The organism is Nocardia coffeae (assembly GCF_019890715.1).
Classification (GTDB): Bacteria; Actinomycetota; Actinomycetes; order Mycobacteriales; family Mycobacteriaceae; genus Nocardia; species Nocardia jiangxiensis.
This window is the reverse complement of record NZ_JAINZY010000028.1, coordinates 1-22,006: the sequence shown is the minus strand read 5'-3', so window position 1 is coordinate 22,006 and position 22,006 is coordinate 1. Positions and strand designations below refer to the sequence as shown.

The following is a 22,006-nucleotide window of genomic DNA, read 5'->3' as shown; positions in this document are numbered from 1 at the left end:
GCGCAGGCGCCGTCGGAAACGACTGCGGCGCACGAGGATCCGGCGACGGGAGTACGTCCGATCCCGGCCCCGGTGCGGGTCTTCCGGGACAGCGCCATCGTCGCGTACCGGAATCTGCTCACGATCCTGCGGGTGCCGACGCTGCTGGTGACCGCCACGGTGCAGCCGCTGATGTTCGTATTCCTGTTCGCCTACATCTTCGGCGCGTCACTGGGCGGCGGTCAGTACCGGGAATTCCTGCTGGCCGGCATCTTCACCCAGACAGTGGCGTTCAACGCGGCATTCACCACGGTCGGCCTGGCCAACGATCTGCAGAAGGGCATCATCGACCGGATGCGCACGCTGCCGATGTCGCGGCTGGCGGTGCTGATGGGCCGCACGCTGTCCGACCTGGTGGTGAACATCCTGTCGCTGGCGGTGATGGTCGCCTGCGGATATCTGGTCGGCTGGCGCATCAACGGCGGATTCCTCAGCGCGGTAGCGGCTTTCGCGGTGATCCTGCTGTTCGCCTTCGCGATGTCGTGGGTGGGCGCGCTGACCGGCCTGCTCTCCCCGAACGTCGAGGTGGCGCAGAGCGCGGGGCTGATCTGGATGTTCCCGCTGACGTTCATCTCCTCGGCCTTCATCTCCGCGGAGACCCTGCCCGGCCCGCTGCGCACGATCGCGCAGTGGAATCCGATCACGGCGGTTTCGGCCGCGGGCCGCAAACTGTTCGACAACGGCTCACCCCCGTCGTTCAAGGTCCCGCACGGCTGGCCCGCGGACCACTGCGTCGAGTACTCGATCATCTGCTCGCTGGTGATCCTGGTGATCGCGATGCCGCTGGCCCTGATCCAATACCGCAAAGTCTCGAGTTAGGGCCGGTCCGCCTCCCCGCGACTTCAGCGTGCCGTCGGGTGCGGGGAGGACCCGCGTTTCGGGCCGACGTTTCGGGACGCGGCACCTTCTGGGCGTTCCCGATGAGTTACCGATGTTCTTGTGAGATCAGTCGTCGGGTTACATACGAAGCCGCACTCACCATTGGTGAGTGCGGCTTCGTAGTTTGATCCGGCGGCTGTGCTGCTACCGGCCGCGGCGGGTCTTCAGCAGCTCCAGGCGCTCCTGCAGGAGTTCCTCGAGCTCGTCCTTGGAGCGGCGCTCGAGCAGCATGTCCCAGTGGGTGCGCGGGGGCTTGACCTTCTTGGGCTCCTGGGTGGTGCCCTCGATCAGGATGCCTTCCTGACCGTTGCGGCACAGCCAGGTGGGCGGGATCTCGGCGTCGTCGGCGAAGGGCACATCGAACTCTTCGCCGTTGTCCGTCCGGTACCGCGCCACCCGACGGGGTGCCAGGTCGTGGTCCCGGTCGGTCTCGTAGCTCACCGCTCCGAGTCGGCTGCCTCGGAGTACGCGATCTGCCATGGTGTGCGGTCCTCTCTTAGCCTGTCGGCAACGTTCTACTCTGATATAACGCGCCATGCCCAGGTTCAGTTCCCGGCGACGGTCAACCCCTGCATTTTACGGGTTGCCAGCGGTGGGGAGAAATAACCGTCCCAACCGGGGGAAAACGGTGTGCCCCGCGTGGCGACCGTGCATTCGCCCGTTAGGGTGTCGGGTCATGTCGCGCCGTGTCCTGTCGTCCTGTTCCTGGTGTGGACGGCAGATCGCTGAATCCGAAGTCGGGCGTCGCCGCCGGTACTGTCGGCAGTCCTGTCGCCAACGGGCCTACGAGCACCGGAAAGGCTTGGAGGGCACCGGAATTCCGGAGGACTCGGTGGTGCTGAGCGCTCAGGAGGCGGCCGATCTGGCCGATCGCTGGTTCGCTGCGCGCTGCGCTGCGGAGGATGTCGCGACCGCGGTCGCCGAGGGTGCGGATCACGGTGAGCTGGCGGAGTTGACCGGCACGTTGATCACCCTGGCGAAGGAGGCCGAGCGGCTGCGCTGAGCGAGACGGGTGTCTCAGCCCGCGCGACCGGCCACCGGCAGCGCGGGCTCGAGGTCTTGCGATGTCGCGGGTGTGGTCGTGGTTCGCCGTGCGGTCAGTATGAGCGCTGTCACAGCTGTGCCGGTGACCACGACCAGGGCCGTGAACGTCAGCAGGGTCGTCGTGTCGGGGTGGATCAGGGGCTGCGCCCGCAGCGCCTGCCACAGCAGCAGCGCGACCAGACCGGTGTAGCCCAGCGCCAGTACTCCGATCAACCGCGCTCGCACCCGTTCGGTCAGCCACGGCCGGCGGTGCGCGAGCCGGGCCAGGACGAGTGCGGTCAGAATCAGCACCTGGATGCCGTGCAGCCCGGCGAAGTGGGGTATGCGCAGATCCCCGCCGATCGTGCTCCAGTGGACCAGCGGCATGTCACCGACGCCGTCCCGCGTCTGCGCGGGGGAGCGCAGCACGGTGTGCCCGGCCGCGAGTTCCACCGGGTGTCCCGCGGCGTCGTGCACGATCTGTTCGCCGGTGAACGCCATCAGGTAACCCAGCGCCATACCGAACACCGCGATCGCCAGACCGGCGTGCACCGCGCGGGCGATCGGCCGGTCCGCGATCCGCTGCCATGAAAGGATCAGCGCGATAATCAGATTCGCGGCGAACAGCCCGGGAACGCCCGAGGCGAACACGATCTGGCCGATCGAGTTGACCGCATCGGATTCGGTGTTGAAATGGCTGAACGTGCCGCGCGCGGCCTGCAGCACGATGAACCCGACGTCCACGAAGGCCGTCACCGCGAACAGGCTCCCGAACCACCGGGTGACGCGGGATCCCTTGTGCGGGAACGACAGCAGCCAGGCGAGCGTCAGCGTGTAGAGAGCGAAGGCCAGCCCGAACTTCATCGGTTTGAGCCAGACCGATTCGCCCAGGAGCATCCGGTGGTCGAATGCCATGGCACACAGACTGAATACGACGAGCCCGGCCATCGCGCACGACGTCACGAGTAGCGGCCGGTGCAGGCGCCGAGCGGGGGAGGCGGCAACAGCGGTAGTGGTCATATTGCGACGCTATGGCCGCGCCATCACCCGACACGTCCCCCGACGGTGCTGTCCGAACGTAATACCGTGGTGCTAGGGGTGTTTCGGGGTTGCGCCGATGCAGTGGCAGATCGACACAGCAGAGAACCGCTGAACTCGGGGACGGGTTCGGTCAGCCGACGCGACGGTAGGGGCTGGGCCGCCCGTTCAGCCCCGTGCCCGACCACGAGCGACTGCGCAATTGCTTGTCGACCGCGTCGATCACCTCGGGCACCGTGATCTCCAGCAATCCGGGATCGGGGGTCTTGCCGTCGTGGTCGCCGGTGTGCCCGGCCCACAGCACCACGTGCCGGCCGAGCAGATGCGGTGGCGGACCACTCTGGTCGGGCGGGGTGGGACCGAACAGCAGCACCGTTCGGGTGCCGAACGCGGTCGCCAGATGAGCGACGCCGGTATCGCCGCACACCACCAACTCGGCCTCGGCCACGGTGGCGGACAGTTCGATGAGATTCTGCTGCCCGGCCAGGACGTGATGCTGCGGCAGTCCGGCCCGTGCGGCGATGCCCAGGGCGATCTCGCGTTCGAATTCGTCGCCGGTGAGCACGACGTCGCGGTCCTGGACGAGCAGATGCCGGATCACCGCGGCGAAACGTTCGGCCGGCCAGCGCCGGGCCTCGGAGCCCGCGCCGATGTGGATGACCACGCAGTCGCGATGGTTCGTGGTGGCGACCGGCGGGACCAAGCCGAGATTGCGGCGGTCGGCGCTGATGCCGGCGGATTCGAGCAGATAGCACCAGCGGTCGACATCGTGCATATCGGCCTGCCACTCCGGGCCGTCCAGATCCGGGAAGGCCGGGTTGCGGTAGGTGAGAATCCGGGTGGGGTTGGTCTTGGCCAGTTCCACGATGCCCTCGGCGCCCGGACCCTGGAGATTGACCGCCAGCACCGGCGGCTCGCCGTCCCAGCGCAAGCTTTCGGGATCCGCGGTGGGCACCATCTCGTCCACCGAGGTGATCAGATCGACGATCGGCTTGAGCCGGTGCGGTGCGGCCAACACGATGCGGTCGTGCGGCCGGGCCCGCCGCAGCGCGCGGAGAGCTGGGACCGCGGTGAGTAGATCACCTAGCCCACGTGCGCGCAGCACGAGTACAACCGCCACCCTCTTCTCCTAGCCATTCACCAGTCATCCGCTCCACCCCGCCTCCGCGCGCGAACTCGGCAGCGCATGGGCGAAGAGAGCCACTTGGCGATGGTTACCCGGGGTGCAATACCTCGAAACGCGTATTCGGTGCGATGTACGTCCCACCGGGTTCGACTCGGACGTGCCTGGTCGTGCGACTGTGATCCGATTGGGACAGTGTTCCCCAGGGCGTCGGGGCTCAATCCTGCTGCGGCTCGGCGGACACCAGATTGTATGGCTGTCCAGCCCTGTCGGAGTGGGGGACAGGGGTGCTGCGTTCGTTCAGCGGGCGGGCGCGGGGCTCGGTGCGGGTGTGGCCGACAGCGCGGTCGGCGCCAGGTGCCGGTGGTGCGGCGTGGTGTCCGTGTCCGCGTCGCTGTAGCGGTGGAACCAGCCCATGTGGTCCTGCCAGAACGGGTGATCGGCGGTGACCCGGTGCGGGTGGTGCGGGGAATCGTCGTCGCCGCCGAACGCGGTTCCGGCGGCGAATCCGATGCCGCTGATGAGTAGGGCCACCACGACCGCCGTCGTGATGCGCAACGGCATCGAGGTGCGCCAGTGCGCGCCGAGTCGGGTCAGGCGGGTGGGCTGCGGTGGCGGACCGGCGATCACGGGGTCGGGGTGTGTCTGCGGCGCTGTCGTCGCGTCGTGTTCGGTCGGGGTGCTCGCACCCGGATCCGCCGGTGGGGCGTCCGGTATCGGGCCGGTCGGTTCGGAGCTCGCCGCACGGGAAGGGGTGTGCTCCCCGTCGCTCTCCTGGTATGTCATCTGTGTGCCGTTCGGTCGTCTGGACAGCTGCCGACTGCCTCGCAGGCTACGGGCCGAGCATGGGATCGATCTGCGTGTCGGATGTGGATCTGCTGTGCATTCGGCAAAAGGTTCGCGAATTTCTACTACCGGGCGTCGTTGACGGTGTCCCCGATGAACTACGCTCTCGTTCCATGACATTCGTCTTCAATCTGGTGCTCGTGACCCACCTGCTGGGTCTGGCGGCCATCATCGGCGGCTACGCGGCCTCGCCGAGGCGGGTATCCGAGGTTCTGGTGTGGGGCGCGCGGGCGCAGATCATCACCGGACTGGTGCTGTTCGGCATGGCGGATTCGATCCACTCGCTGGACAAGCACGTGATCATGGCGAAGATGATCGTCAAGCTCGTGATCGCGGTCGCGGTGGCGGCGTTCGCCGAGATCGCGCGGGCCGATGCCAAGCGCGACAAGATGATCGGCTGGATGCCGCACGCCGCGGGCTGGCTGGCGATCGTGAACGTCTGCGTCGCGGTGCTCTGGACCTGAGCACCTCCGCGGCGTTCGTGGTCAGTCGGTGCGCCGAATGCTCGCATCCGCCAGTGTGATCCGGCACGCCGTGTGATGCGGCTGTGCACGACGTGCCGGAACCGTTTCTCAGCTCTCCAACAACGACTGTCCGATATATCCGCCCGGGTCGGTGATCCCGGGCGGCAGGACGAACACCGCGGACCCGACGGGCGTGGTCCAGGTGTTGAGGGCGTCGAATTCGGCCAGCCGCCGCTGCACGGGGAGATACTGCGACTCGACATCGGCCTGGTACGCGGCGAACAACAGCCCCGAATTCGAGACCGCACCGGGTGCGGGGGATTCGTCGTAGTTGTAGCCGCGGCGCAGGAACCGATCGGTGTCGCCGGTGTGGTGCGCCCGAGCGATATGCGATGACGGCGGGATCACCGGGATGCCGAACTGATCGACGGCCGTGAAATCCGGATCGTCGGACTCACGGGCTCCGGTCAGCGGAGCGCCGGTGGCCACGCGGCGGCCCACGGACAACTCGCGCCCGCCGGTGTCCAGATCGTCCCAGACGTCGAGGTTCATCGCGATGCGGCGCAGCACCAGCGAGGTCCCGCCCGCGAGCCACGGCAGCCCGCGGCCGTCGTGCCAGATCAGACGATCGAAGTCGGTCGTGCCCGCGGCCGGATTCACGGTTCCGTCGACCTGACCGAACAGATTGCGCATGCTCTGCCCCGGCGCGGCATCCCGAAATCCGCGCTGCACCCACCGCACCGACACCAGTGAGGTGACGGTGCGGCTCAATGCCCGCACGGCATGCGCGACCGTCGTCGCCTCGTCCGCGCAGATCTGCAACAGCAGATCGCCGTCGCAGTACGCGGGATCGAGACGATCGATCGTGAAGGCGGGCAACGGCTGCAGCCACCCCGGCCGCGCCGCCTCGACCCCGGCGGCGGTGAACAGTCGCGGCCCGAATCCGATCGTCACCGTGAGCCGCGCGGGCCGCACGGTGAGTTCGGGCTCGGAATCGGCCAGACCGGCCTCACCCCGAGTGAGCCGGGCCGCGTCACCGCTCCAGATCTGCAGCAGCCCGATGATGTCCGCGCGGGCTATCCCGGGTTTCAGATCGAATCCGAGGTAGGTCACATGGCGCTGCGGTGCCGTCGCGACGCCGCTCTGGTGCGGCCCGTGGAACGGCTCGGTCGCCGCGGCGGGATCGGGCTCCCGACCGGAACGAGCGAAATACTCCGTCCCCCAGGTGATTCCGGCGGCACCGGCCGCGACCGCACCGCCGCCGAGCAGTCGCCGCCGGGTCAGGCCCGGCTCAGCCACCGTGCGAAGGGGTGGTGGTGGGCGCGTAGTTCTCCTGATTCCCCGAGAAATCGCGGGCCTGCGCGGTGAACGTGGCGCTCGAACCGTCGGCGAATTTCACCGTGATCGGCGTCCGTGATCCCGTGCGCAACGGGGTTTTCAGGTCCATGAACATCAGATGGTTGCCGCCCGGGGTGAGCGATACGGTGCCGTGCGCGGGCACGACCAGCCCACCGGCCATCGGGCGCATCATCGTGGTTCCGCCGGTATCCACGGTCTCGTGGATCTCCATCCGGGCCGACGCGGGACTGGTCGCGTCGACCACGCGAACCTCCCGGTCGGAGGAATTGCTGAAATCGGCGAAGGCCGAGGACATTCCGGAATCCGCGGCCTTGATCCACTGATCGCTGATTCGGACCGAGGCCGCGTCGTTACTGGATTCTGTTGTCCCGGAGGAACATCCGGTCAGCAGGATCGGCACTGTCAACGCCGCGGCGGCTGCGGCCGTGCGGGCGCGGGTGAAGGTGGACATACGAAGGCTCCGTTTCACGGGGATGGTTTTCAGAGCCACCGTCCGGCGTCGTCGGACCCGCGGGCATCGGCACGCGCCGAGGTGACCCGTGCGAACGCGAGGCGTATATCGACGTGTGCGCGGGGCCGCTGGATGCCTGCTGGCACCTGCACCGGATGCGCGTACCGGCGAACACTCGGGCCGAACACCTACTCGAGCGCACGTCGGCGTGCGCACGAGAGGTCGATCGGCGTGCAGCCGGGCGCGATGCTCACGGCCGCTGGGATGAGGATCCGCATGCGGCCGTGCGTCATCGGTGCCGGGACGACAGTGCTGTCGCGACAGGCACAGACGATCGCGGTGTCGCGATAGTCGTCCGGGTCCGACCCCGGTTCAGCAGACGGCGAAATCCGCTGGACGGTGGAAAGTTTCGATGAACGAATCCCTCGGTGGTCCGCGTCGTCCGATGCCCGAACTGATCAGCAACCGCCGCAACGGGATCGACGGCACGGCAGGGGAGTCGGGCGAATGCGACTGCGGCGCAACCACGGTCGCGATGAGTGCGACCAGTACGCGCAGCACGCTCGCAGACACCCGGCGCAGCGCGGCTTCCGCGCCGCGGATCAGCAGTGCGCCCACGGGAACGGCGAGTCCGTGCGCGGCCAGCATGGGCAAGGTGAGTAGCTGCCCGTGGCAGTGATCCGGCGCAATCGCCAGCGCCACATGCCCGATCGCCTGTCCCGCCGCGAGCATCGGCAGCAGCCGGGCCGGTCCCGGGCGCATCGTGGCCACCACGGTCCCGGTGAGCGTGCAGGCCGCGACGAGCAGAACCACCGACGCCGAGGTCAGCGATACCGGCCCGCCGCCGAGCGCGTGCGCGCCGATACTCACCGCACCCGATGCCGCACCGACACACGCGCCGCGCAGCTGCGCGGTGGGGTCGGTTGATGATCGCACCGAGTCATCGTAACGATGGCCTCCCAGACTCAGGACTCCGCGGTGGTCTGCGGTTCGATCGGCGGCAAGGTCGCCAGACGATCGAGGATGAGATCCGCGACGCCCGCCATCCCCGCGGCGGTGGGATGGAAAGGTGCGCCCGGATATTGCCGCCCCGGCAGCGGAATGTAGCCGCCGGAGGTCCACGCGCCCGCGCTGCCGGGTGGATGGTCCAGGCTGGGGGTGCGCGCGTCGATCAAATCGGCCCCTGCGCGAGCCGCGGCCGAAGCGGTATGCGCGGCAAGGGATTCGGCGAACTGATGATAGTTGCGATCGACCGGGCGGTCCTCGTCGGAGACCGGGCCGAGCAGGGACAGATAGTTCACGACCAGAACCCGGGCCCGCGGTGCGCGCTGCGAGATCGTGTTGAGCACCTCGGTCAGACTCTGCTCGATCGTGTGCAGCCGATGGTTGACGGCGGTTTCGTCGCCGAGGGCCGCGATCGGGGGGATCAGCCGTAACGGCAGGGGTAATCGGTGCGCGACGCGGTACTGGGTGAGTCCGACATCGTTACCGCCGACGGTCAGCGTGACCAGGTCGGTGCCGGCGTCGACCGCGCGGATCTGCGGCGGCTGGCCGTACTGCTGCTCGTGCAGGATGTGCACGCAGGTGGCGCCGCTGCTGGTGACGTCGGTGAGCTGCAGCCGGGCCGCGTCGGCGACCAGGTGCGCGTAGTTGTTGCGTGAGCGGCCCGCCAGTCGCGGCGCCCCGGGCTCGCGGGGTGCGATCGCGGGCCCTGAGGCGAACGAACTGCCCAGTGCCACATACCTCTTGCCGTGCCATCGAGTCGACTCCGGATCCGTGCCGGGTCGGCTGTGGTGGAGAATGGCCGCTCACCTCCCTGGACGTGCCCCCTTTCGGGAGGCATCTCGACGCTGTGCGCGGCGTGTCTCGAGCCGACGGGAGACCCGTCGGCTCGGCCGCTACGTCACAGTGTTTCCAGCGCGGCCTGAGTCAAATCATCCGGAAATACGAATCGGCGCAACGCCCAGTAGCGGAAGGCCATGGCCAGCAGTACGCCCAGGATCTGCCCGGTGATGAAATTGGACAGCGCCTGCGTGGTCGGGCTGACGTGCGGTACGTGGATGTCGAAGATGTACAGCGCGATCGCCTGCGGAACCAGGGTGACGACCACCGCCAGTGCGCTGACGCCGAAGAACAGCGCCGCCTCGTGCGCGCGCTGCCGACCGCCGCGGGTGCTGAACGACCATTCCCGGTTGAGGATGTAGGAGGCGATGGTCGCGATGAGCACGCCGATCGCTCGCGCGGTGAGCGGTTTGTCCTGCAGGACGGTCAGTTTCAGCGTGTAGACGATTCCGGTATCGATGAACCAGGTCATCGCGCCCACCACGGCGAACTTCATCAGCTCCTGATGCTGGTGAAGACGGGCGAGGTAGCGGTCCGGCACTCGATCCAGCGCGGTCTGCATCAACGACACGTCGCCACAATAGCCGGACCGCCGCCATCCGGCACGTGCTGTCGCGCCCGGGTGCGGCGCGTGCCGGATGGCGGCGGCGGGACGGTCAGCCTCCGACGTAGGCCGCCAGATGTTCGCCGGTGAGGGTGGATCGGGCCGCGACCAGATCCGCGGGCGTGCCTTCGAAGACGACGGTGCCGCCGTCGTGTCCCGCGCCCGGTCCCAGGTCGACGATCCAGTCCGCATGCGCCATCACGGCCTGGTGGTGTTCGACCACGATGACCGATTTCCCTGCCTCGACCAGCCGATCCAGCAGCGCGAGCAACTGTTCCACATCGGCCAGGTGCAGTCCGGTGGTCGGCTCGTCCAGGACGTAGATTCCGCCCTTGTCGCTCATGTGGGTGGCCAGTTTGAGCCGCTGCCGCTCACCGCCGGACAGGGTGGTCAACGGCTGGCCCAGGCGCAGATATCCGAGCCCGACGTCGGCCAGGTGCCGCAGAATCTTCTGCGCCGCGGGAAGGCGCGCCTCGCCCTCGCCGAAGAACTCCTCGGCCTGCGCGACCGACATCGCGAGCACCTCGCTGATATCGCGTCCGCCGAGGTGATAGTCCAGCACCGCGGCCTGATACCGCTTGCCCTCGCACTCCTCGCAGGTGGTCGCGACTCCGGCCATCATCGCCAGATCGGTGTAGATGACTCCCGCGCCGTTGCAGGCCGGGCACGCGCCTTCCGAATTCGCGCTGAACAACGCCGGTTTCACGCCGTTGACCTTGGCGAAGGCCTTGCGAATCGGTTCGAGCAGTCCGGTGTACGTCGCGGGATTGCTGCGCCGTGACCCGCGGATCGCGCCCTGATCGACCGAGATCACTCCCGCGCCCGCCGGAATCGATCCGTGCACCAGCGAACTCTTGCCCGATCCGGCGACGCCGGTGACCACGACGAGCACGCCGAGCGGGATGTCCACGTCCACTGTGCGCAGGTTGTTCGCCGTCGCTCCGCGGATCTCGAGGCTGCCGGTGGATGTGCGCACGGATTTCTTGACCGTGGCGCGGTCGTCCAGGTGGCGGCCGGTGATGGTGTCGCTGGCCCGCAACTCGTCGAGGGTGCCTTGGAAGCAGATCGTGCCGCCCTCCGAACCCGCACCGGGGCCCAGATCGACGATGTGATCGGCGATCGCGATGGCTTCGGGTTTGTGCTCGACCACCAGCACGGTATTGCCCTTGTCGCGCAACCGCAGCAGCAGCGAGTTCATTCGCTGGATATCGTGCGGGTGCAGACCGATGGTGGGCTCGTCGAAGACGTAGGTGATATCGGTGAGCGCGGAACCCAGATGCCGAATCATCTTGGTGCGCTGTGCTTCTCCGCCGGACAGGGTGCCCGACGGGCGGTTCAGGCTCAGATATCCCAGGCCGATCTCGACGAAGGAGTCCAGCGTCTCCCGCAGCGATTCCAGCAGCGGGCCGACCGAGGGTTCGGCCAGGCCGCGCACCCATTCGGCGAGGTCGCTGATCTGCATCGCGCACGCGTCGGCGATGTTGATTCCCGCGATCTTCGCCGAGCGGGCCGTCTCGCTGAGCCGGGTGCCGTCGCATTCGGGGCAGATCGTGAAGGTGACCGCGCGCTCGACGAACGCGCGCACATGTGGTTGCAGTGCGTCGACGTCCTTGGACAGCATGGATTTCTGGATCTTCGGGATCAGTCCCTCGTAGGTGAGGTTGATGCCCTCGACCTTGATCTTGGTCGGTTCCCGGTAGAGCAGATCGTTCAGCTCGCGTTTGTTGTACTTGCGGATCGGCTTGTCCGGATCGAAGTAGCCGGAGCCGATGAAGATGCGCCCGAACCAGCCGTCCATGCTGTAGCCGGGGATGGTGAACGGGCCCTCACGCAGGGATTTGGTGTCGTCGTACAGCTGGGTCAGATCGATGTCGTTGACCGAGCCGCGGCCCTCGCAGCGCGGGCACATCCCACCGGTGATGTTGAAACTGCGCCGCTCCTTGATCGTCCGGCCGGAGCGTTCCACGGTGACCGCGCCCGCCCCGCTGATCGAGGCGACATTGAACGAAAACGCTTGCGGCGAGCCGATATGCGGGGTGCCCAGGCGGCTGAACAGGATTCGCAACATGGCATCGGCGTCGGTGGCCGTGCCGACCGTCGAGCGCGGATTCGAGCCCATCCGCTGCTGATCGACGCTGATCGCGGTCGTGAGACCTTCGAGGACGTCGACCTCGGGGCGGGCCAGCGTCGGCATGAATCCCTGCACGAAGGCGCTGTAGGTCTCGTTGATCAGGCGTTGCGACTCGGCCGCGATCGTTCCGAATACCAGCGAACTCTTACCCGAACCGGAGACGCCGGTGAACACCGTGAGCCGGCGTTTGGGCAATTCGACGCTGACGTCGCGCAGATTGTTCACCCGCGCGCCGAGCACGCGGATCACCTCGTGGCTGTCGGCGACGGGCTGTGCGGGCGGCTGCTGTCGGCGCGCAGGGGTGCTCGCGGCCTTGGTCATCGTGTCTCCAACTTTCTGCGCGGCCGCCCGTGCGGCCCGAATTCGGTATGAGGCTGGTGCGGATCAGGTCAGCGCAGTTCCTGGATTCGGACCATATTGCCCGCCGGGTCGCGGAATGCGCAGTCGCGCACGCCGTACGGCTGTTCGGTCGGCTCCTGGACGACCTCCGCGCCGGTGGCCTGCACGCGTTCGAAGCTGCCGTCGAGATCCTTCGTTGCCATCAGGATGCTGCCGTAGGTGCCCTTGGACATCATCTCGGCGATGGTGCGACGCTCGTCGTCGGTGATCCCCGGGCTGGCCTGCGGCGGGTACAGCACGACGTTGACGCCCGGCTGATCTGCGGGGCCGACGGTCAGCCAGCGCATGCCGTTGTAGCCGACGTCGTTGCGGAGTTCGAAGCCGAGCGCATCGCGGTAGAAGGCCAGCGCCGCGTCCGGGTCGTTCTGCGGCAGGAAACTCGAGTGAATGGTGATATCCATGGTGATCAGGCTAGTTGCGGGTCGGTTACCGAAGCTTCTCGATTCCTGATCGGTCTGGTCACCTGTTTCGCTACGCACGAGGGCATGCCCGCCGTGGCGTCGGCCTGCTCGCGCCGGTAGACGCTGGGTGAGACACCGACCAGTTCGCTGAACCGGGTGCTGAACGTGCCCAGCGACGAGCAGCCGACGGCGAAGCAGACCTCGGTGACGCTCAGATCGCCCTGGCGCAGCAGCGCCATGGCGCGCTCGATCCGCCTGGTCATCAGGTAGGAGTACGGCGATTCGCCGTAGGCGAGCCGGAACTGACGGCTCAGATGCCCGGCCGACATGTGCGCGTCGCGGGCGAGCGCCTCGACGTCGAGCGGTTGCGCGTACTCGCGGTCGATCCGGTCGCGCACCCGGCGCAGTCGGGCGAGGTCCTGCAGCCGCTGTTCCTCGGTCGGGGCACTGGTCATACGCCGAATCGTACGTGTCGGGCGCGGCCTGGGAAGTGGCGAATGGGATCGGACGGGGGACTCGATTAGCGTCGGCGGGATGGAACTGCGACGAATCCACCACGCCGCGATCATCGCCTCGGACTACGGCGTGTCGAGGACTTTCTATACGCAGGTGCTGGGTTTGCGGGTGGTTGCGGAGAATTATCGAGCCGAAAGGGCTTCCTACAAACTGGATTTGGCGCTGCCGGACGGATCGCAGATCGAGCTGTTCTCCTTCCCGGATCCGCCCGCCCGGGTCTCGCGTCCGGAGGCGTGCGGGTTGCGGCATCTGGCCTTCGCGGTCCCCGATGTGGCGGCCGCGGTGCGGGAGTTGCAGGACAGGGGAGTGTCCACCGAGGAGATACGGGTGGACGAATACACCGGAAAGCGTTTCGTCTTCTTCGCCGATCCCGACGGTCTGCCGCTGGAGTTGTACCAGGAGTGAGCTTTTCGAGTGGGCCCGCGAAGGCCGCGCCGATCACATCAGAACAGGATCGTCGCTGGTAGCGGTCGGTCGGGGCAGAGGGTGAGCGCTGCCATACGATGTTGCGATGACCACAGTTTTGTTGAAAACCTCAGCAGGGGACATCGCCCTGGAACTCGACGAGACCAAGGCTCCCAAGACGGTCACGAACTTTGTGGACTACGTCAAGTCGGGTCATTACGACGGCACCATCTTCCACCGGGTGATCCCCGGTTTCATGGTGCAAGGCGGCGGACTGACTGCCGATATGAGTCAGAAGCCCGCACCGAACAAGGTGGAGAACGAGGCGAACAACGGGTTGCGCAACGACAAGTACACCGTCGCCATGGCACGCACCTCGGACCCGCATTCGGCCAGCGCACAGTTCTTCATCAACACCGCAGGCAACGACTTCCTGAACTACCCGGGCCAGGACGGCTTCGGCTACGCCGTATTCGGCAAGGTGGCCAACGGATCGGAGGTGGTCGACGTGATCGAGGGCGTCGCCACCACGTCGAAGTCCGGGCATCGCGACGTCCCGGTCGAGCCGATCACCATCGTCTCCGCCCAGGTGGTCTAGGTCCGGAAACGTGTCCTGGGGCCGCGGCGACGCGGCCCCAGGACTTCTCACGCGTCGAGCACGCGCGGTTCGCGCGTCACCACCGGCGGCAGCACCGACCAGGGGAAGTTGATCCAGCGGTCGGTGCGCCGCCAGACGTATTCGCAGGACACCTCCGACCGCGGCTTCTGATAGATGACCGCGCAGCGCACCTCGGCCACTTTGTCGGCGCAGAAATCGCGCACGAGCCGAAGGGTTGCTCCGGTATCGGCGACGTCATCGGCCACCAGCACCCGCGCACCCGCCAGATCCACCGCCGAAGGCACCGGCGGCAACATCACCGGCAAATCCAGCCGCTGATCCACCCCCGTATAGAACTCCACGTTCATGACGTGCAGATTCTTCACATCGAGCGCATATCCCAGCGCCCCCGCCACGAACAGCCCACCCCGCGCGATGGACAGGATCAGATCGGGTTCGAAACCATCCCCGGCAACCATCTCGGCGAGCTCCCGGCTCGCGGTGCCGAAGAGTTGCCAGTCGAGTTCCTCGCGATCGCTCACGAGAGGAGACTAGCCCAGCTGGTCGGTCGGACCGACGGGTATGTGTGCGTCGATCACAGGGGTTGGTGACCTTTTTGCGACATGTGCTGTCGGCCCGCTCGGATCCGCAATCGATGGCCGCGAGGGCGATGGGAGCTCGCCGGACCGGTCGACGGCCGCCCTCGACGTGGTAGCAGTGGCGACGAAACGCTCGAGTGTGCACTTGTACGTGGAAAGCGTTGTCGTGCAATGGTGTTCTGACCATATGGAAATTGGCATGGTGAAAGCGGCTTGCAGGAAACTTCGCTTGGGGCGGCTCGGTCCCGCCGAGGATCTGTCCACGGCGCTGCGGACGGTGTCCGAGATCAATCGCGTCATCGCCGCGACTGATACGAAGGTCGGACTGCTGCTGACCGCCAACGGTTTCGCGCTGACCGGGCTGGTGGCGGCCTCTCACCCGCATGCCACCGTGCTCACCTGCGTGGTGGCCGCCATCCTCGGGGTGTCACTGCTGGTGTGCATGCTGTACCTGGCCGCCACGCTGCGGCCGGACCTGCGCGGTGCGGGGGCGGGGAACTGGTTCAGCTTCCCGACCTTTCCCACCGAGATCCACCGGCGACCGAGTGTCGCGGTGCTGGCCGATCATGCGTGGCGGGAGGCCGCGGTGCTCGCCGAGGTGGCGCGCGGTAAATATCGCAGGTTCGTGGTGGCGTTGCGGTGGAGTGCGGTGAGCCTGATCGTGTTCGTGGTGTGGTTCGTCGTGTCGTCGGTGCCCGGTGTCGGCGGCTGACGGTTCGGCGTGGATCATCTTGGCCCACTACGGAATTGCGTCAGTCGATGTCGTCTTCGTCCTCGTCGTCCGGCCCGGTGTTCGGGGCGCCGATCATCGGGGTGTCGGTGATGATCGCCGACCCGGTCAGTTCGATGTCCGGCTTCGAGGCGGAGGGCCCGATCGCCGCCGGCCCGGTCGCGCTGTCGATGAGCCGGTTGACCTTTGCCAGGATCTGGTCGCTGTCCCGCTTGTTCACCATCCCCTTCTGGAACAGGACGGTGAGTATCTCCTTCGCGGTCTTGGTGGTGACCTCCTGTTGGACGGCCAGCTGTTGGATCACCATGCCGACATTGTCGTTGCGGGAAGCCAGCTGGAGGGCGAACATACCGAGATCGCCGTCGCGCAGTGCCTGGCGGTAGTGCGCCATCCGGATCTGTTCGTGCGCAATGGAATTCTCCTCCTCGGTGGTGGTGATCTCGCGCTCGAACTCGACGGACTGTTTGGTCAGGTCGTGTTTGGCGTCGTTCTCCCTGTGTTCGAGTTTCGCGTCGCGCAGCACCACATCGTGCTCGACCAGACGCCGTTCCTCGGCCCGCCGGTCCAGGGTCCGGTGCCGCAGATGCTCGAGAGTGTCCGGGTCGGGCTGCAACTGCACCCGGCATTCCAGCAGGGTCAGGCCGTGACCCAATTCGATTGTGCGGGAGGCGAAATTGTCGTTGATGTGGTTCTCGGCGTCCAGGAAACTGGCGACATCGAACCCCGAGCACATCTTCCGCAGCTCTTGTTCGACGATCGGACGGTAGACGAATTCCGGGGCACGGATGTTGTCCCGGACCGCGGTCACCGGTTCGGTGATCCGCCAGGACAGGTGCGCTTGGACGTGGAAGTTGAGCGCATTCTCGGCGGTGGGCACCTCGACGTGGAACGATGCGTGATGGACCGCCTTGTTCACCCAGTAAACACCCGTCGGCCGACTTTTGAACATGCCTGTCGGTTTCTGTTCGAGCGGCTCGAGGCGGCCATCCTTCTCCAGGGAGACGGTCGCCCAATGCCCGTCCGATTGCGGCTGGACCTGGCGCCAGTTCCCGCTGGTTATCTGTACGTAGTGAATCAGTTTCTCCGTGCTTTTCGGATTCATTCCGTTTCTTCCTTCGAGTCGAGGTGTTTCGATTCGAGTTGTGCCATCGAATCCAAGGTGCTCAGGATTTCTTGGGCAGCGTGCCGGGGGCCCTTGGGGGCGGCCGCCCAGTCCCGCAGGTAGTAGGGGAGAATCTCGCTGTCCTGCAGAGTATTTCCGAGATCGAACAGGAAGCGTGCGAGCGGTTCGCGCAACGCGGCGTCCTTGTCGGCGATGAGGACCCAGCGCCGGATTTCGGCATAGGTGGCGGGCGGATGGATCGGCGCGCCGAGTATGCGGGCGAACAGGATGATGATGTTCGCGCGATGCTCCCCGGTCACGCACAGTGCCACCGGCCACTCGAGCATGCTCTGTTCGGTCTGCACGTCCCGGTAGCGGCTCAGGTCCAGTACGCACCGGAAGCCGGTGTCACGCAACTGTTCACGGGCCGTGGGTGCGGTCCAGCGCAGCAGTTCGGTCAGGATTCGGCCGGTGAGCTCGCCGGACCAGAACAGTTGAACCATCGAGAACGCCGCAGCCTGCCGAAGCGATGCGCGGGGGCTGCGCCCGGCGCGACGTAGCCGTGGAATGGCCGTGTCCGGCATCGCCTGTCCGATGTCGGTGCCCAGCGCCCGCGCGGCGGTGACTCGCAACGCGAGTGGCTGCCTATGATCCAGCCAACCGTCGAGCATTCGTGAAACATGCGGGGCAAGAGGGGAATACAGGAACGGGAACTGCAACGCCGCCATCGCGGCAGTCCTGTCATAGCGTGCGCCGCTGCGTGCCCAGGGTTCGATGATCACCGTGCGCGCATGCTCGAACTCGAAGGTGGACAGCAGACCGACCGCCACTCCGGCGCGCACACATACCCGGAGATCAGGGCCGCCTCCGAGCGTTCGCAGCCATTCGCGCACCAACTCGTGGGCGGTGTGATATTCCCGCCGTACGTGATCGAGGACTTTACCGGGGTACCGCGAGTCGGTGAATTGTACTGCCTGAACCGGTATTTCGCCGTAGGCGGTGTCTTCGAACGATTGGTAGGTATGAGCCTTCGCCGCTTCGATGAGTGCACTGTTGCGTAATCCGAATACCGGCCACGCGGGCGGGTGTTCGGGCTGTTCCTCGCGGGCGATGGCGCGGGCCAGTGTGTGGGCCGCGTCGGACACCACGTACTGCGGCATGCCATTGAAGACCGCCAGTGCGATCGTGAAGGCCCGAGCCTCGAGGGTGAGTTCGTCGTCGAACCACTGCCGGAACGCCTCCCCGATCGCCGCTTCATGTCGGGCGATGACCTCGGTGAGCTCGGCGCGTTCGTGGACGACCTCGACCAGTTCGTCGCCGAGTTGCGCGAGAAAGCGCGCGGTCGGCCGCTCCTGGGTGTATCTGTCCAGGAGTTCGCGCAGATCGGGATGGTCGAAAATGCCGAGCGGGTCGTGGTCCGCCGCCGGCCGCTGCCGCGGTGACAGACAGTCGCGTACGTGGTTGCGGACCAGCTTTGTCGTGTCGGCTGGATCTCCGGCGTCGACGAGGAATTCGCCGAGGTCCGGCGGAAGATCGGTGGCTTTGTCCAGCAAGACGATCATTCGGCAGTTCTGCTCGCTCAATCTGCCGCTGAGCTGCTCGAGGTGAAATCGGTGCAGGCGCGCGGCCTGATCGGCGCCGAACGACTCCATCAGATATCCGGTGTGTTCGGTGAATTCGATCTCCAGCGAGCGAAGCTCCGCCTGGGGTTCGAGGGTGCATACGCTCGTCGTGGACTCTTCATCCAGTGCGCGCAGGGCGACGGTCCTGCGCCCCCAGCCCTGCGGTGCGCGCAGTAGCAGCAGTGACCTCGTGCCGAGCTTGTGTCTGATGTCCTGAAATACCTTTGGTTCCACGAAGATTCGGCGGAGTCGGTCGAGCTGCTCGGTGGACACCTCCCCACGGGATACGGTCCGGCGGTTCGCGGGATATCCGAGGTTGTCGCGGCCCGCCAGGTTGTTACCGGTCGCGTTGCCGTTGATCAGGTTGGTGGCATTGATCGTCACATGCCGCGTACCAGCGAGGAGACCGCGCAGGGAGTCGATTGCATCGGACATGCTCGCGGCCGTTGCCCGGGTTTCATCGAGTCGCTCGTCGTCGGTGGTCTCGGGCTGTTGCGCGGCGGTGTCGGGAGTTCGGCCGATGGTGGTGGCAGATTCCGGAGTGTCCGAGCCGCGTGACTCGGCGTGAGAACTTTCGGCTTCGTTGGCGGCGGCTCGATCATCCTGGAATGTTTCGGGGTCGTCGTTGCTCATGATCGCCCAATGACATTGTCGCGGCCCGCCAGGTTGTTGTTGCCGGTCACGTTGCCGCTGATGAAGTTCGTGGCTCGGATGGTGGCTCCATCCAGGCCCGAGTCGGGCGCTCGAGAGTCGTCCTCGGATTCCGTCGGTGCGAAATCGGGTTGTGGCAGTGGTGGTTCGGGATATCCCGGCACGCGAACCCAGATCCGCTGGTCGCCTGCCTTCAAACGCATGCTGACGCTGGCATATTCGTCGGGCGTGACGGTATCCCGATAGCTGTGGCGGACCAGACCGCGGAAGACCTCGTCCGAGACGACCACAACTGTGTCCGCGCGGGGGGCGCGCTCGAGCGCCTGCTTGACCGCGCGGTCGGAGTTCATCCGGAACGTCTCGGTAAGCGCGTCGCTGGACCAGCCCTTCTCGTCCCTGCCGACAAAACCTTCGTGAACCGCGATGCGCACTCGCAGCCAGTTCGTCGGCCCCGCCGAGTTGTTGTGCTCGCGCACGCCGGCCAGCATCCCGCCGACGACTCGGTCCAACACGTCCAGGACCGGAATGCGGAATATCAGCAGGGCTCCATCGCCGCGATCCTCTTGATCCACAAGAGAATCGGCCTGGGGCATCGAACCTTCGATGATGCGGTAGAGCGCCGCGCGCATCGCGTGGCCCTGCACATTGGTCAGCGATTCGGAATTCTCGACGTCCACGACGAGCATGGGGCGGCGGGTGGGTTCGGTCATGACTCCTCCTGGTCGGGGTGCGTCCCCCTCGGATCCGGCTGTCCTTCAGGTCTATCGGCGTGGGAGGTGTGTGTCTGCGTCCGAATACACATTCGGCCGCAGACCTCCGGAGATTTCGGCGAGCACCTCGGGCCGCAGCAGTTCCACGCGGCGGCGGGCGGTCCTGATCGCACCGATCTCACGCAGGTGCTTGAATGCCTTGGCCACTGCTTCGCGGGATGCGTTGGCCGCGTTGGCCAATTCAGTCTGAGTCAATGGCAGGGCGATGACCAGCCGATCTCCGTCGGTGCGCCCGTATCGCCGGGCGTATTCGAGCAGCAGCCGGGCCAGCCGCTCGGTGACGGTGTATGCGCCATAGTCCAGGCGCTGCACGTCGGCCTCGCGCAGCCTGGCCACCACAGTGCGCAACAGATCGAACGTCAGCGCGCCGTCGCTGATCAGCAATTCTCGAAAAGCATTGCCCTGCACAACAGTTGCGGTGACCGGCGAGATCGCGGTGATGGCCGCCGAACGTACCTTCGCATCGATGACGGAGAGTTCTCCGAGCAGATCGCCTGGACCGCGGATGCCCAGGACGACCTGTTTCCCACTCGGTGCGGACGAACTCGCTTTCACCCGGCCCGACTCGATCACCAGAACGTGATCGGACATATCGCCCTCGTGTAGCAATATCGCGCCCGTCGGCCAGCGTTGCCGCACACCGGCTTTCAGCAGTGCTGTGCGGTCGAACCGAGGCAGAATGTCGAAAGACAGTGTTGTTCCCTCTGTGAGCCAACGCGTTCCACGGTGATGACTGCGCGACAGAGTAATCGATTGGTCAGCGCCTGTCGCCGGACTCGTTGGAGCTGAGGAGAATTGCGGTGTGCGCGAGGGGATGAGCGCCGCTCCATCGCGAAGCGACCGTCGATGACGAGTGTCCGGTCCGGCGGTTTCTCTGGATCGCCAGGTCGGGCGAGTAAGGTTCCGTGAGTGGCCCCGCTGGGGGATCGTGCGTAACCGCTACGGCGCTCCCGCCATGGCGGGAGCGGAAGCCGAACTGGCCCGGCAAGGTGTGCGCACCACCGCCCTGCGCGAGAACGGCATGCGCTTCGATGCCAGCGGCCACGAGTGGTGGGCGCCGGGCGGTGTCGCCGCACTGCTGGTGATCATGGCCGGCCTCAACCTCGCCGGATTCGACTGGATGCGTCCGGTGAACTGGGTGGTGCTGTCCTTGTTGCTTCTCGGCAACTGCGTCATCGTCTACAGCAACTTGACCGCGGTGCAGTCCGTGCAGGCCGCCTTCCGTCGCAGGAACGATCCCGAACTGGCCCGCGTCGACGTGCCGACCTTGCTCGAGGTCGCGGAATCCGGGTTCCCGGCCTGGACCTGGACCTTGCAGAAGGTTCGTAACACGGTCGTTTTCGCCGGTGCGGCGCTCGGCCTGACCCTGCTGGCCATCGCTTGATGGTCGTGCGAGCCCGCTTTCCGTTCGGCCACAGGGGACGGTCTTCGGCAGCTCCGGAATCGATTGACGGCTCGTCAGATCAAGCGGTGGCCGCCCTCGACGTGTAGGACGGTTCCGGTCATGAATCGGTTGGTCATGACGGTGCGGAAGGCGTGCGCGATGTCGTCGGGGCGGCCGATGCGGCCCACGGGAAGTCGGGCGGCCATGGCGGAGAGGCGTTCGTCCTTGGTGTCGGCGGCGAAGCTGTTCCAGATTGGGGTGTCCACCCAGCCGGGGGAGACGGCGTTGACGCGGATCGGTGCCAGTTCCAGAGCCAGGGCACGGACGAGTCCCTCCAGTGCGGCGTTCACGGTCGCTACGACGGTGCCGCCGACGGCAGGGCGGTAGGCGGCGATTCCCGAAGTGACGGTGAGGGATTCGGTGAGCATGGGCGCGGCGTACTTGGCCACGAGCCACGGTCCGAGCACCTTGGCCTCGACGACCGTCCGGGCATCGGCGAGCGGCAGTTGAGCCAGCGGTCCGTATCCGGCGGACATGTCGGCGGCGGTGACGACGACATGATCCAGCCGCCCGGTGTGCTCGATCAACGAAGGGCCGAACAGATCTCGGACCGAGTCCTCGCGGGTGATGTCCGCCTGCACGGTCCGCAGGCGCTCGGTGCTGAGTTCGGCGGAGACGGCAGCGAGCCGATCCGGGGACCGCCCGGCAATGGTCACTGCCTGCCCGTCGGACAGCAGTTCGCGGGTCAGTGCCAACCCCATGCCGGAACTGCCGCCGATGACGAGTGTGTGCGAAATATCGGTCATGACGATGACTTTGCGATTCGCGGCGGCGGCAGGGGAGACCGTGCGGGGACTGGTCCTGGTGGGGCCACCCGCAGGGGGTGGGGGCCGGGCAGACTGGTGGGGTGAGTGAACGGCGGGTGTTGGGGGAGTTTCTGCGGGTGCGGCGGGGGGGGGGGGGGGGGGGGGGGGGGGGGGGGGGTGGGGGGGGGGGGGGGGGGGGGGGGCCCCCCCCCCTCAGGTGCGCC

At 66.6% G+C, this 22,006-nt stretch carries 25 protein-coding genes; 7 read left to right on the top strand and 18 right to left on the bottom strand.

The genetic code is table 11. The annotated features are described in order from the left end of the window. Nucleotides 1-60: 60 nt before the first annotated feature. Nucleotides 61-858: an ABC transporter permease gene (locus K7711_RS45730; protein WP_174435044.1), complete on the top strand. Its 798-nt coding sequence runs from the start codon at nt 61-63 to the stop codon at nt 856-858. Between the two features lie 204 nt (nt 859-1,062). Here the strand turns inward: K7711_RS45730 and K7711_RS45725 are convergent, their stop codons facing one another. Continuing rightward, entirely contained in the window at nt 1,063-1,398 is a 336-nt protein-coding gene (locus K7711_RS45725; protein WP_040823025.1) for an RNA polymerase-binding protein RbpA, read from the bottom strand. 196 nt (nt 1,399-1,594) lie between these two features. Here K7711_RS45725 and K7711_RS45720 point away from each other — a divergent pair, with 196 nt between their 5' ends. Next, nucleotides 1,595-1,921, top strand: a complete 327-nt coding sequence (locus K7711_RS45720; RefSeq protein WP_222979225.1) for a hypothetical protein — start codon at nt 1,595-1,597, stop codon at nt 1,919-1,921. Between the two features lie 14 nt (nt 1,922-1,935). On the opposite strand, the gene K7711_RS45715 is transcribed toward K7711_RS45720, so the two are convergent. The 3 genes from K7711_RS45715 to K7711_RS45705 all read right to left on the bottom strand — a co-directional run bounded on the left by K7711_RS45715 (nt 1,936) and on the right by K7711_RS45705 (nt 4,888). Beyond that, complete coding sequence (locus K7711_RS45715; protein ID WP_222979223.1) at nt 1,936-2,961, bottom strand: hypothetical protein; 1,026 nt, start codon at nt 2,959-2,961, stop codon at nt 1,936-1,938. 151 nt (nt 2,962-3,112) lie between these two features. Next, complete coding sequence (locus K7711_RS45710) at nt 3,113-4,099, bottom strand: glycosyltransferase family 9 protein (protein WP_222979221.1); 987 nt, start codon at nt 4,097-4,099, stop codon at nt 3,113-3,115. 303 nt (nt 4,100-4,402) lie between these two features. After that, on the bottom strand, nt 4,403-4,888 hold the full coding sequence (locus K7711_RS45705; protein WP_222979219.1) for a hypothetical protein: 486 nt from the start codon (nt 4,886-4,888) through the stop codon (nt 4,403-4,405). 173 nt (nt 4,889-5,061) lie between these two features. On the opposite strand from K7711_RS45705, the gene K7711_RS45700 reads away from it, so the two are divergent. Then, nucleotides 5,062-5,412, top strand: a complete 351-nt coding sequence (locus tag K7711_RS45700; protein ID WP_040824124.1) for a hypothetical protein — start codon at nt 5,062-5,064, stop codon at nt 5,410-5,412. A gap of 108 nt (nt 5,413-5,520) precedes the next feature. Here K7711_RS45700 and K7711_RS45695 read toward each other — a convergent pair whose 3' ends face one another. The 8 genes from K7711_RS45695 to K7711_RS45660 form a co-directional block, all read right to left on the bottom strand. Further along, on the bottom strand, nt 5,521-6,711 hold the full coding sequence (locus K7711_RS45695; protein WP_222979217.1) for a Dyp-type peroxidase: 1,191 nt from the start codon (nt 6,709-6,711) through the stop codon (nt 5,521-5,523). Then, nucleotides 6,704-7,222 carry a copper chaperone PCu(A)C gene (locus K7711_RS45690; RefSeq protein WP_222979215.1) on the bottom strand — a complete coding sequence of 173 codons (519 nt, stop codon included), beginning with the start codon at nt 7,220-7,222 and terminating at the stop codon, nt 6,704-6,706. The genes K7711_RS45695 and K7711_RS45690 overlap by 8 nt, the downstream gene beginning before the upstream one ends. Nucleotides 7,223-7,594: 372 nt before the next feature. Next, a complete protein-coding gene (locus K7711_RS45685) occupies nt 7,595-8,158 on the bottom strand; it encodes a hypothetical protein (RefSeq protein ID WP_222979214.1) in 564 nt (187 codons plus the stop codon). Between the two features lie 29 nt (nt 8,159-8,187). After that, nucleotides 8,188-8,961 carry an SGNH/GDSL hydrolase family protein gene (locus K7711_RS45680; RefSeq protein ID WP_222979212.1) on the bottom strand — a complete coding sequence of 258 codons (774 nt, stop codon included), beginning with the start codon at nt 8,959-8,961 and terminating at the stop codon, nt 8,188-8,190. Nucleotides 8,962-9,125: 164 nt separating this feature from the next. Further along, nucleotides 9,126-9,626 (bottom strand): GtrA family protein, encoded by a 501-nt coding sequence (locus K7711_RS45675; protein ID WP_222979231.1) that lies wholly within the window; start codon nt 9,624-9,626, stop codon nt 9,126-9,128. 94 nt (nt 9,627-9,720) lie between these two features. Further along, entirely contained in the window at nt 9,721-12,120 is a 2,400-nt protein-coding gene (locus K7711_RS45670) for an ATP-binding cassette domain-containing protein (RefSeq protein ID WP_222979209.1), read from the bottom strand. Nucleotides 12,121-12,188: 68 nt separating this feature from the next. After that, a complete protein-coding gene (locus K7711_RS45665) occupies nt 12,189-12,599 on the bottom strand; it encodes a VOC family protein (protein WP_222979207.1) in 411 nt (136 codons plus the stop codon). Between the two features lie 5 nt (nt 12,600-12,604). After that, the gene (locus tag K7711_RS45660; RefSeq protein ID WP_040823016.1) at nt 12,605-13,054 is read right to left on the bottom strand and encodes a helix-turn-helix transcriptional regulator; all 450 of its coding nucleotides are present in this window, start codon (nt 13,052-13,054) and stop codon (nt 12,605-12,607) included. Between the two features lie 79 nt (nt 13,055-13,133). Here K7711_RS45660 and gloA2 point away from each other — a divergent pair, with 79 nt between their 5' ends. Together gloA2 and K7711_RS45650 are read left to right on the top strand one after the other, a co-directional pair. Continuing rightward, nucleotides 13,134-13,520 carry an SMU1112c/YaeR family gloxylase I-like metalloprotein gene (gene gloA2, locus K7711_RS45655; RefSeq protein WP_222979205.1) on the top strand — a complete coding sequence of 129 codons (387 nt, stop codon included), beginning with the start codon at nt 13,134-13,136 and terminating at the stop codon, nt 13,518-13,520. A 106-nt stretch (nt 13,521-13,626) separates the two neighbouring features. Continuing rightward, nucleotides 13,627-14,118, top strand: coding sequence for a peptidylprolyl isomerase (locus K7711_RS45650; RefSeq protein ID WP_222979203.1), 492 nt, complete (start codon nt 13,627-13,629; stop codon nt 14,116-14,118). A 47-nt stretch (nt 14,119-14,165) separates the two neighbouring features. On the opposite strand, the gene K7711_RS45645 is transcribed toward K7711_RS45650, so the two are convergent. Next, complete coding sequence (locus tag K7711_RS45645) at nt 14,166-14,660, bottom strand: phosphoribosyltransferase (RefSeq protein WP_222979201.1); 495 nt, start codon at nt 14,658-14,660, stop codon at nt 14,166-14,168. Between the two features lie 286 nt (nt 14,661-14,946). On the opposite strand from K7711_RS45645, the gene K7711_RS45640 reads away from it, so the two are divergent. After that, complete coding sequence (locus K7711_RS45640) at nt 14,947-15,429, top strand: Pycsar system effector family protein (protein ID WP_222979199.1); 483 nt, start codon at nt 14,947-14,949, stop codon at nt 15,427-15,429. Nucleotides 15,430-15,469: 40 nt separating this feature from the next. Here K7711_RS45640 and K7711_RS45635 read toward each other — a convergent pair whose 3' ends face one another. Genes K7711_RS45635 through K7711_RS45620 form a run of 4 tightly spaced genes read right to left on the bottom strand, consistent with a single transcriptional unit; the run spans nt 15,470 to nt 20,231 of the window. Then, nucleotides 15,470-16,549 carry an SPFH domain-containing protein gene (locus K7711_RS45635; protein WP_222979198.1) on the bottom strand — a complete coding sequence of 360 codons (1,080 nt, stop codon included), beginning with the start codon at nt 16,547-16,549 and terminating at the stop codon, nt 15,470-15,472. After that, nucleotides 16,546-18,804, bottom strand: a complete 2,259-nt coding sequence (locus K7711_RS45630; RefSeq protein WP_222979197.1) for a hypothetical protein — start codon at nt 18,802-18,804, stop codon at nt 16,546-16,548. The genes K7711_RS45635 and K7711_RS45630 overlap by 4 nt, the downstream gene beginning before the upstream one ends. Next, entirely contained in the window at nt 18,801-19,532 is a 732-nt protein-coding gene (locus tag K7711_RS45625) for a hypothetical protein (protein WP_222979196.1), read from the bottom strand. The genes K7711_RS45630 and K7711_RS45625 overlap by 4 nt, the downstream gene beginning before the upstream one ends. Nucleotides 19,533-19,583: 51 nt before the next feature. Continuing rightward, a complete protein-coding gene (locus K7711_RS45620) occupies nt 19,584-20,231 on the bottom strand; it encodes a Crp/Fnr family transcriptional regulator (RefSeq protein ID WP_222979195.1) in 648 nt (215 codons plus the stop codon). Nucleotides 20,232-20,547: 316 nt separating this feature from the next. Here K7711_RS45620 and K7711_RS45615 point away from each other — a divergent pair, with 316 nt between their 5' ends. Beyond that, nucleotides 20,548-20,976 (top strand): hypothetical protein, encoded by a 429-nt coding sequence (locus tag K7711_RS45615; RefSeq protein ID WP_222979194.1) that lies wholly within the window; start codon nt 20,548-20,550, stop codon nt 20,974-20,976. Between the two features lie 74 nt (nt 20,977-21,050). Here K7711_RS45615 and K7711_RS45610 read toward each other — a convergent pair whose 3' ends face one another. Then, nucleotides 21,051-21,782 carry an SDR family oxidoreductase gene (locus K7711_RS45610; RefSeq protein ID WP_222979193.1) on the bottom strand — a complete coding sequence of 244 codons (732 nt, stop codon included), beginning with the start codon at nt 21,780-21,782 and terminating at the stop codon, nt 21,051-21,053. Nucleotides 21,783-22,006 lie beyond the last annotated feature (224 nt).

Bases quoted from the DNA above. Each gene is read 5' to 3' on its own strand.
- K7711_RS45725 (WP_040823025.1), bottom strand. From the start codon at position 1,398: ATGGCAGATCGCGTACTCCGAGGCAGCCGACTCGGAGCGGTGAGCTAC.
- K7711_RS45720 (WP_222979225.1), top strand. From the start codon at position 1,595: ATGTCGCGCCGTGTCCTGTCGTCCTGTTCCTGGTGTGGACGGCAGATC.
- K7711_RS45715 (WP_222979223.1), bottom strand. From the start codon at position 2,961: ATGACCACTACCGCTGTTGCCGCCTCCCCCGCTCGGCGCCTGCACCGG.
- K7711_RS45705 (WP_222979219.1), bottom strand. From the start codon at position 4,888: ATGACATACCAGGAGAGCGACGGGGAGCACACCCCTTCCCGTGCGGCG.
- K7711_RS45700 (WP_040824124.1), top strand. From the start codon at position 5,062: ATGACATTCGTCTTCAATCTGGTGCTCGTGACCCACCTGCTGGGTCTG.
- K7711_RS45690 (WP_222979215.1), bottom strand. From the start codon at position 7,222: ATGTCCACCTTCACCCGCGCCCGCACGGCCGCAGCCGCCGCGGCGTTG.
- K7711_RS45675 (WP_222979231.1), bottom strand. From the start codon at position 9,626: ATGCAGACCGCGCTGGATCGAGTGCCGGACCGCTACCTCGCCCGTCTT.
- K7711_RS45670 (WP_222979209.1), bottom strand. From the start codon at position 12,120: ATGACCAAGGCCGCGAGCACCCCTGCGCGCCGACAGCAGCCGCCCGCA.
- K7711_RS45665 (WP_222979207.1), bottom strand. From the start codon at position 12,599: ATGGATATCACCATTCACTCGAGTTTCCTGCCGCAGAACGACCCGGAC.
- K7711_RS45660 (WP_040823016.1), bottom strand. From the start codon at position 13,054: ATGACCAGTGCCCCGACCGAGGAACAGCGGCTGCAGGACCTCGCCCGA.
- gloA2 (WP_222979205.1), top strand. From the start codon at position 13,134: ATGGAACTGCGACGAATCCACCACGCCGCGATCATCGCCTCGGACTAC.
- K7711_RS45650 (WP_222979203.1), top strand. From the start codon at position 13,627: ATGACCACAGTTTTGTTGAAAACCTCAGCAGGGGACATCGCCCTGGAA.
- K7711_RS45635 (WP_222979198.1), bottom strand. From the start codon at position 16,549: ATGAATCCGAAAAGCACGGAGAAACTGATTCACTACGTACAGATAACC.
- K7711_RS45630 (WP_222979197.1), bottom strand. From the start codon at position 18,804: ATGAGCAACGACGACCCCGAAACATTCCAGGATGATCGAGCCGCCGCC.
- K7711_RS45625 (WP_222979196.1), bottom strand. From the start codon at position 19,532: ATGACCGAACCCACCCGCCGCCCCATGCTCGTCGTGGACGTCGAGAAT.
- K7711_RS45615 (WP_222979194.1), top strand. From the start codon at position 20,548: ATGGCGGGAGCGGAAGCCGAACTGGCCCGGCAAGGTGTGCGCACCACC.
- K7711_RS45610 (WP_222979193.1), bottom strand. From the start codon at position 21,782: ATGACCGATATTTCGCACACACTCGTCATCGGCGGCAGTTCCGGCATG.